At 67.3% G+C, this 8831-nt stretch carries 3 protein-coding genes; all 3 read right to left on the reverse strand.

The features are described from left to right. Positions 1 to 172: 172 nt before the first annotated feature. The gene (locus G6038_RS23870; protein ID WP_165040359.1) at positions 173 to 4144 is read right to left on the reverse strand and encodes a DNA-directed RNA polymerase subunit beta'; all 3972 of its coding nucleotides are present in this window, start codon (positions 4142 to 4144) and stop codon (positions 173 to 175) included. A gap of 111 nt (positions 4145 to 4255) precedes the next feature. Continuing rightward, entirely contained in the window at positions 4256 to 7762 is a 3507-nt protein-coding gene (locus G6038_RS23875) for a DNA-directed RNA polymerase subunit beta (RefSeq protein WP_346772904.1), read from the reverse strand. A gap of 341 nt (positions 7763 to 8103) precedes the next feature. Continuing rightward, positions 8104 to 8831 (reverse strand): hypothetical protein (locus tag G6038_RS23880; protein WP_165040363.1); only part of this gene is annotated, 728 nt, incomplete at its 5' end.

Below are 8831 nucleotides of genomic sequence, written 5' to 3' on the forward strand. Positions count from 1 at the left end.
CGTTCCCTTCGGTTAATTAGGAGTGCCTATCCAAACTAGTCGATTGCCGCCGTGGCCGTGACGTCCACCCCGGAAACCAGGAAGGCCCCGCCCCCGAAGAGAAGAGGGCGGGACCTTCGTGGCCACGGCAGAGAGCCGGGCCGCAGCCGGTTTCCCGGCCGCGGCGACGGATCTACCGGTAGTCGCCGGAGTAACCGTAATCGTCGAGCGGAACCGCAGCGCCGGTGTTCTGGCCGAAGCCCTCCGGCGAGTAGTACTGATCCTCGTACGACGGGATCGCGTACGCGGCCGCGCGAGCCTCCTCGGTCGGCTGCACCTGGATGTTCCGGTACCGGTTGATGCCGGTGCCGGCCGGGATCAGCTTGCCGATGATCACGTTCTCCTTCAGACCGATCAGCTTGTCCGAGCGGCAGTTGATCGCCGCGTCGGTCAGCACGCGAGTGGTCTCCTGGAACGACGCCGCCGACAGCCACGAATCGGTGGCCAGCGACGCCTTGGTGATACCCATGAGCACGGGCCGACCGGCAGCCGGCTCGCCGCCCTCGGCGACCACACGACGGTTGGAGGCCTCGAACTCGCTGCGCTCGACCAGCGAACCGGGCAGGAACTCCGTCGAACCCGAGTCGATGATCGTCACGCGACGCAGCATCTGGCGCACGATGACCTCGATGTGCTTGTCGTGGATCGACACACCCTGGCTGCGGTACACCTCCTGAACCTCGTTCACGAGGTGGACCTGCACCTGGCGCGGACCCATGACACGCAGCACCTCGTGCGGATCGGCAGCACCCTCGAGGAGCTGCTGACCGACCTCCACGTGGTCGCCGTCGGCGAGGATGCCCTCGGTGCCGTTCCCCTTGCGGATCACGTGCAGACGCTGACGCTTCGACAGCTTGTCGTATACGACCTCCTCGCCGCCGTCGTCCGGGACGATGGTGATCTTGTAGAAGCGGTCGTCGTCCTCGAGGCGCACGCGGCCGGAGACGTCGGCGATGGGCGCCTTGCCCTTCGGGACGCGGGCCTCGAACAGCTCCTGCACTCGCGGCAGACCGCCGGTGATGTCCTCACCGACGCCACCCTGGTGGAACGTACGCATCGTCAGCTGCGTACCGGGCTCACCGATCGACTGCGCGGCGACGATACCGACGGCCTCGCCGATGTCGACGAGCTTGCCGGTCGCCATCGAGCGGCCGTAGCAGGTGGCGCACACGCCGGTGCCGGTGTCGCAGGTCAGCACGGAGCGGACCTTGACCTTCCGGATGCCGGCGGCCAGCAGGGCCTCGATCGCCGGGTCGCCGAGGTCGCTGCCCCGGGTGACGACGACGTTGCCGTCCGCGTCGACCGCATCGGTGGCCAGCGTACGGGCGTACGTGCTGGTCTCGATGTGGGCGTCGCGCACCAGGCGGCCGGTCTCGTTGCCCGCGCCGTCGCGCTCGGGCTCGGCGATGACCATCTCGATACCGCGCGGGGTGCCGCAGTCGGTCTCGCGGACGATGACGTCCTGCGACACGTCGACCAGACGACGGGTCAGGTAACCCGAGTCGGCGGTACGGAGCGCGGTGTCGGCCAGACCCTTACGGGCACCGTGGGTGTTGATGAAGTACTCGAGCACGGTCAGGCCCTCGCGGAACGAGGACTTGATCGGGCGCGGGATGAACTCACCCTTCGGGTTCGTCACCAGACCCTTCATACCCGCGAGCGAGCGGATCTGGGTCATGTTGCCCGCGGCGCCGGACTTCACGATCGTCGGGATCGGGTTGTCGTCCGGGTAGTGCGCCTCCATGGCCTGACCGACCTCTTCGGTCGCCTCCTGCCACAGCTTGACCAGCGAGTCGCGCCGCTCCTCCTTCGAGAGGGCACCACGAGCGAACTTGCGCTCGAGCTGATCCGCGGACGCCTCGTAGCGCTCGAGGATGTCCTTCTTCTCCGGCGGGACCAGCACGTCGGCCATCGACACGGTGACACCCGAGCGGGTGGCCCAGTAGAAGCCGGCGTCCTTGAGCTTGTCGACGGTCTGCGCGACGACGATCATCGGGTAGCGCTCGGCCAGATCGTTGATGATCGCGGCCTGACGCTTCTTCGGCATGACGTCGTTGACGAAGCCGTAGTTCACCGGCAGCAGCTCGTTGAACAGCACGCGACCGAGCGTGGTCTGCACGATCCAGCCGTCACCGTAGTTCCAGCCCTCGGGGAACAGCTCGGCCTCGACGTCCTTCGGCGGGCGCTGCTGCGTCAGGCGCACCTTGATCGGGGCCTGCACCGAGAGCACGCCGCGGTCGACGGCCATGATGGCCTCGGCCGGGGACGAGTACACGCCCTGCTCCGGCTCGTCGTCGGCGGCCGGCCGGTACGCGCCCGGCGCGTCCTCGACCAGGCGGGTCAGGTGGAACAGACCCGTCACCATGTCCAGACGCGGCATGGCGAGCGGACGACCCGACGCCGGCGACAGGATGTTGTTCGACGACAGCATGAGGACGCGGGCCTCGGCCTGCGCCTCCGCGGACAGCGGCAGGTGCACGGCCATCTGGTCGCCGTCGAAGTCGGCGTTGAACGCCTCACACACGAGCGGGTGCAGCTGGATGGCCTTGCCCTCGACGAGCTGCGGCTCGAACGCCTGGATACCGAGGCGGTGCAGCGTGGGAGCGCGGTTGAGCAGCACGGGGTGCTCGTTGATGACCTCTTCGAGGACGTCCCACACCTGCGGGCGCTGGCGCTCGACCATGCGCTTCGCGGACTTGATGTTCTGCGCGTGGTTCAGGTCGACCAGGCGCTTCATCACGAACGGCTTGAACAGCTCGAGCGCCATCAGCTTCGGCAGGCCGCACTGGTGCAGCTTGAGCTGCGGGCCGACGACGATGACCGAACGGCCCGAGTAGTCGACGCGCTTGCCGAGCAGGTTCTGGCGGAACCGGCCCTGCTTGCCCTTGAGAAGGTCGGACAGCGACTTCAGCGGACGGTTGCCCGGGCCGGTGACCGGCCGGCCGCGACGGCCGTTGTCGAACAGCGCGTCCACGGACTCCTGCAGCATCCGCTTCTCGTTGTTGACGATGATCTCGGGGGCGCCGAGATCGATCAGTCGCTTGAGGCGGTTGTTGCGGTTGATGACGCGGCGGTACAGGTCGTTGAGGTCGGAGGTCGCGAAGCGTCCACCGTCGAGCTGCACCATCGGACGCAGCTCCGGCGGGATCACCGGCACCGCATCCAGAACCATGCCCATGGGCGAGTTGCCGGACTGCTGGAACGCCGCGACGACCTTCAGTCGCTTCAGGGCGCGCAGCTTCTTCTGACCCTTGCCGCTGCGGATGGTCTCGCGCAGCGACTCGGCCTCGGCGTCGATGTCGAAGTTCTCGATGAGCTTCTGGATCGACTCGGCACCCATCGCGCCGGTGAAGTACTCGCCGTAGCGGTCCTGCAGCTCGCGGTAGAGCAGCTCGTCGACGATCAGGTCCTTCGGCTTGAGCTTGGTGAAGGTGTTCCAGATCTCCTCGAGCCGGTCCAGCTCACGCTGGGCGCGGTCGCGCAGCTGACGCATCTCGCGCTCGCCGCCGTCCTTGACCTTGCGGCGGACGTCGGACTTGGCGCCCTCCGCCTCGAGCTCGGCCAGGTCGGCCTCGAGCTTCTGCGCGCGGGCCTCGAGGTCGGCGTCGCGCTGATCGGCGACGGACTTCTTCTCGACCTCCATCTCGGCCTCGAGGGTCGAGAGCTCGTTGTGGCGCAGCTCGTCGTCCACCGCGGTGATGACGTACGCGGCGAAGTAGATGATCTTCTCGAGATCCTTCGGCGCCAGGTCGAGCAGGTAGCCGAGGCGGCTCGGCACACCCTTGAAGTACCAGATGTGCGTGACCGGCGCAGCGAGCTCGATGTGGCCCATGCGCTCACGACGCACCTTGGCGCGAGTTACCTCGACGCCGCAGCGCTCACAGATGATGCCCTTGAAGCGGACACGCTTGTACTTGCCGCAGTAGCACTCCCAGTCCCGGGTGGGACCGAAGATCTTCTCGCAGAAGAGGCCGTCCTTCTCGGGCTTGAGCGTGCGGTAATTGATGGTCTCCGGCTTCTTGACCTCGCCGTACGACCAGTTGCGGATGTCCTCCGCAGTGGCCAGGCCGATGCGGAGTTCATCGAAGAAGTTGACGTCGAGCACGTAACTTCCTTTCCCCTTTACGGGTTTTGTTGCTGCTAGTTGTCGCTATCGCTGCCGGGGCCCGATGAGAGACGCACCGGCTGAGCGGGGCGTATCTCATCGGGTCGGCTCCTAGTTCGCGAGGTCGTCGACCGTGGCCGACTCGTTGCGGGAAAGGTTGATGCCCAGGTTGGCCGCCGCCCGCTCGAGGTCCTCGTCGTCGCCGTCGGCCATCGCGATGGCCGCACCGTCGCTGGACAGCACCTCCACGTTCAGGCACAGCGACTGGAGTTCCTTGAGGAGCACCTTGAAGGACTCGGGGATACCCGGCTCCGGGATGTTCTCGCCCTTCACGATGGCCTCGTAGACCTTCACGCGGCCCACCACGTCGTCCGACTTGATGGTGAGCAGCTCCTGCAGCGTGTACGCCGCACCGTAGGCCTGCATGGCCCAGCACTCCATCTCACCGAAGCGCTGGCCACCGAACTGCGCCTTACCACCGAGCGGCTGCTGGGTGATCATCGAGTACGGGCCGGTCGAACGCGCGTGGATCTTGTCGTCGACCAGGTGGTGCAGCTTGATGATGTACATGTAGCCGACCGAGACCGGGTACGGGAACGGCTCGCCGGAGCGACCGTCGAACAGCGTCGCCTTGCCGTCGGGGCCGACCATGACCTCGCCGTCGCGGTTCGGCAGCGTGGAGCCCAGCAGGCCCGTCAGCTCGTCCTCGCGGGCACCGTCGAACACCGGGGTCGCGATGTTGGTGTTCGGCTCGGCGGCGAGCATGTCGTCGGACAGGTTCTTCGCCCACTCCGGACGATCGCCGTCACCGGCCACCTGGACGTTCCAGCCGGTCTTGCCGATCCAGCCGAGATGCGTCTCGAGGATCTGGCCGATGTTCATACGACGCGGAACACCGTGGGTGTTGAGGATGATGTCGACCGGGGTGCCGTCGGGCAGGAACGGCATGTCCTCCTGCGGGAGGATCTTGCCGATGACGCCCTTGTTTCCGTGCCGGCCGGCGAGCTTGTCGCCGTCCTGGATCTTGCGCTTCTGCGCCACGTACACGCGGACCAGCTCGTTGACACCCGGGGGCAGATCGTCGTCGTCCTCGCGCGAGAACACGCGGACGCCGATGACCTTGCCGGTCTCGCCGTGCGGCACCTTCAGCGACGTGTCGCGCACCTCGCGGGCCTTCTCGCCGAAGATCGCACGCAGCAGCCGCTCCTCGGGGGTCAGCTCGGTCTCGCCCTTCGGGGTGACCTTGCCGACGAGGATGTCGCCGTCGCGCACCTCGGCGCCGATGCGCACGATGCCGCGCTCGTCGAGGTCCGCGAGGACCTCGTCCGAGACGTTGGGGATGTCGCGGGTGATCTCCTCGGCACCGAGCTTGGTGTCGCGGGCGTCGATCTCGTGCTCCTCGATGTGGATCGAGGTGAGCACGTCCTCCTCCACGAGGCGCTGCGACAGGATGATCGCGTCCTCGTAGTTGTGGCCTTCCCACGGCATGATCGCCACGAGCAGGTTCTTGCCGAGCGCCATCTCACCGTTCTCGGTGCAGGGGCCGTCGGCGAGGACCTGGCCGGACTCGACGCGCTGGCCCTCGTCCACGATCGGCCGCTGGTTCGAGCAGGTGCCCTGGTTCGAGCGGTCGAACTTGCGCAGCCGATAGGTGCGACGGGTGCCGTCGTCGGCCATCACGGTGATGAAGTCGGCCGAGACCTCCTCGATCACGCCCGACTTCTCGGTGACGACGACGTCCCCGGCATCGACGGCGGCACGCAGCTCCATGCCGGTACCGACGACCGGGGCCTCGTTGCGCACCAGCGGCACGGCCTGACGCTGCATGTTCGCACCCATGAGGGCACGGTTGGCGTCGTCGTGCTCGAGGAACGGGATCATGGCCGTGGCCACGGACACCATCTGCCGAGGCGAGACGTCCATGTAGTCGACCTCGGTCGCCGCGACGAACTCGACCTCGCCGCCCTTCTTGCGGACGAGGACGCGCTCCTCCGTGAAGCGGCCGTCGGTGTCGACCGGCGAGTTGGCCTGCGCCACGACGTGGCGGTCCTCCTCGTCGGCGGTGAGGTAGTCGACCTGGTCGGTGACGATGCCGCCCTCGACCTTGCGGTACGGGGTCTCGATGAAACCGAACGGGTTGACCCGCGCGTACACCGACAGCGAGCCGATCAGGCCGATGTTCGGGCCTTCCGGCGTCTCGATCGGGCACATGCGGCCGTAGTGCGAGTGGTGGACGTCGCGGACCTCGAGGCCGGCCCGCTCACGGGACAGGCCACCCGGGCCGAGCGCCGAGAGGCGGCGCTTGTGGGTCAGGCCCGACAGCGGGTTGTTCTGGTCCATGAACTGCGACAGCTGGGAGGTTCCGAAGAACTCCTTGATCGCGGCCACGACGGGACGGATGTTGATCAGCGTCTGCGGCGTGATGGCCTCGACGTCCTGGGTGGTCATCCGCTCGCGGACGACGCGCTCCATGCGGGACAGGCCGACGCGGATCTGGTTCTGGATGAGCTCGCCGACGGTGCGCAGGCGACGGTTGCCGAAGTGGTCGATGTCGTCGACCTCGACGGGAACCTCGACGCCGCCGGGCGCCGTCATGGTGGTCTCGCTCGCGTGCAGGCGCACCAGGTACTCGATCGTGGCGACGATGTCTTCCTCGGTGAGGGTCGACGCCTCGATCGGCTGGCCGGCGTTCAGGCCCAGCTTCTTGTTGATCTTGTAACGTCCCACGCGCGCCAGGTCGTAGCGCTTGTCCTTGAAGAAGAGGTTCTCCAGCAGGGTCTGCGCGCTCTCCTTGGTGGGCGGCTCGCCCGGGCGCAGCTTGCGGTAGATGTCCAGCAGCGCCTCGTCGGTGCCGGCCGTGTTGTCCTTCTCGAGGGTGGACATCATGATCTCGGAGAAGCCGAAGCGCTCGACGATCTGCTCGTTGGTCCAGCCGAGGGCCTTGAGCAGCACGGTGACCGGCTGGCGGCGCTTGCGGTCGATCCGCACGCCGACGGTGTCGCGCTTGTCGACGTCGAACTCGAGCCACGCGCCGCGGCCCGGGATCACCTTGACGCTGTGCAGGTCCTTCTCGGTGCTCTTGTCGACCGTGCGGTCGAAGTACACGCCCGGGGAGCGCACCAGCTGCGAGACGACGACACGCTCGGTGCCGTTGATGATGAAGGTGCCCTTGTCGGTCATCATCGGGAAGTCACCCATGAAGACCGTCTGGCTCTTGATCTCGCCGGTGTTGTTGTTGATGAACTCGGCAGTGACGAACAGCGGCGCCGCGTACGTCATGTCCTTGTCCTTGCACTCCTCGACCGAGGCCTTGACCTCGTCGAAGCGCGGATCGGAGAAGGACAGGGACATCGAGCCGGAGAAGTCCTCGATCGGAGAGAGTTCCGTCAGGATCTCCTCGAGGCCACCGACGACGGGGCCGTCACCGCGCTCGGCAGCGAGCGCGCGCCAGCGCTCCGAGCCGATCAGCCATTCGAAGGAATCTGTCTGTAGATCGAGGAGCCCGGGGACTTCGAGAGGTTCGCGAATCTTTGCGAACGAGACCCTCTTCGGGGCTCCGGGGATTCCGGCAACTGCCTTGGTCTGGCTAGAGACTGCCAAGATGCGTCCTTCCAGCACCTCACGCGGGCCGCTCCAACCGGTGCGACCGCCGCTGTACCTGCTTCTTCATGTGGGGCGTTATCGCTGGTCGCAACCCGAACGACAACCCCACAACGAAGTCGGCGGAACGAGCCCCGGAGGGCAACGCTCCCGGCGATGCGGTCGAGGGATGGACAGGAGGCAGCCAGCGCAAAGTCCGAACTTACACCCAAAAGTCGCAGATGTCGAGCGACGGCACGAAAAGAAGCGCCCGACCCCGGGCGCCCAGGACGCGTATTCGTGCGTGCGTACCGATAGAGTGACCGCTCACGCCGCCCGCGTCAAGAGCAACCGGGCCGATTGTCCCGTCGGAACGCCCGTCACCGGTCCCGGATCTCGGAGACCAGCCACGTGCCGTCGATCCTCTCCATCCGCACCAGCAGCGGCGCCGACGCGCTGCCCTGGGCGACGGCGTCGCCCGTCGCGCTGACACTGATGAACGCCGCGACCTCGGCGCGGTCGTCGTCGAGCATCGACGCACCGATGTGGTCGATCCGCACCTCCGTCGCGGTGTGCGTCTGCACCGCGGCCTGCTTGGTAACGTCCGCGGTCAGATCGAACTCCTCCCGCATCGGCGGGGTGAGGACCTCGCGGATCTCGGCGAAGTCCTGGTCGATCGTCTCGTGGTTGTAGCCGTGCATCGTTTCGATCGCATTGCCGGCGGCAGCGGTGACCTCCGCCGTCGCAGCGCTGTCGACCCACGCCTCGTTGCTCACCGTCGCACCGGGACGGACGGCAGCGACCGCGGCGAACGCACCGAGTGCGACCGCGGCACCGCCGAGGATCGCCACCGGGCGCCAGCTGCCGCGCGCGACGGTGCCGCCGGTCTGCGCTGCCGGCTCCCCCGCGTCCCCACCGTCGTCGACGGGCACCGGTTCATGCAGCTCCGGGGCGCTCTTCCGGTCGGACTCGGAGCCCTGCCCCGCCGTGGAGGCCGAGGGCCCGGACCCGGTCGCTTCGGCTGCAGCCGTTCCCGCTCCGGCCGTCGGAGACGGGGTGGGCTCGGGCGAAGTGGATCCCGGCGGGGTGGACTCGAGCGGAGTGGACT

Source organism: Rhodococcus sp. 14C212, assembly GCF_011058195.1.
Taxonomy (GTDB): Bacteria; Actinomycetota; Actinomycetes; order Mycobacteriales; family Mycobacteriaceae; genus Rhodococcus; species Rhodococcus aetherivorans.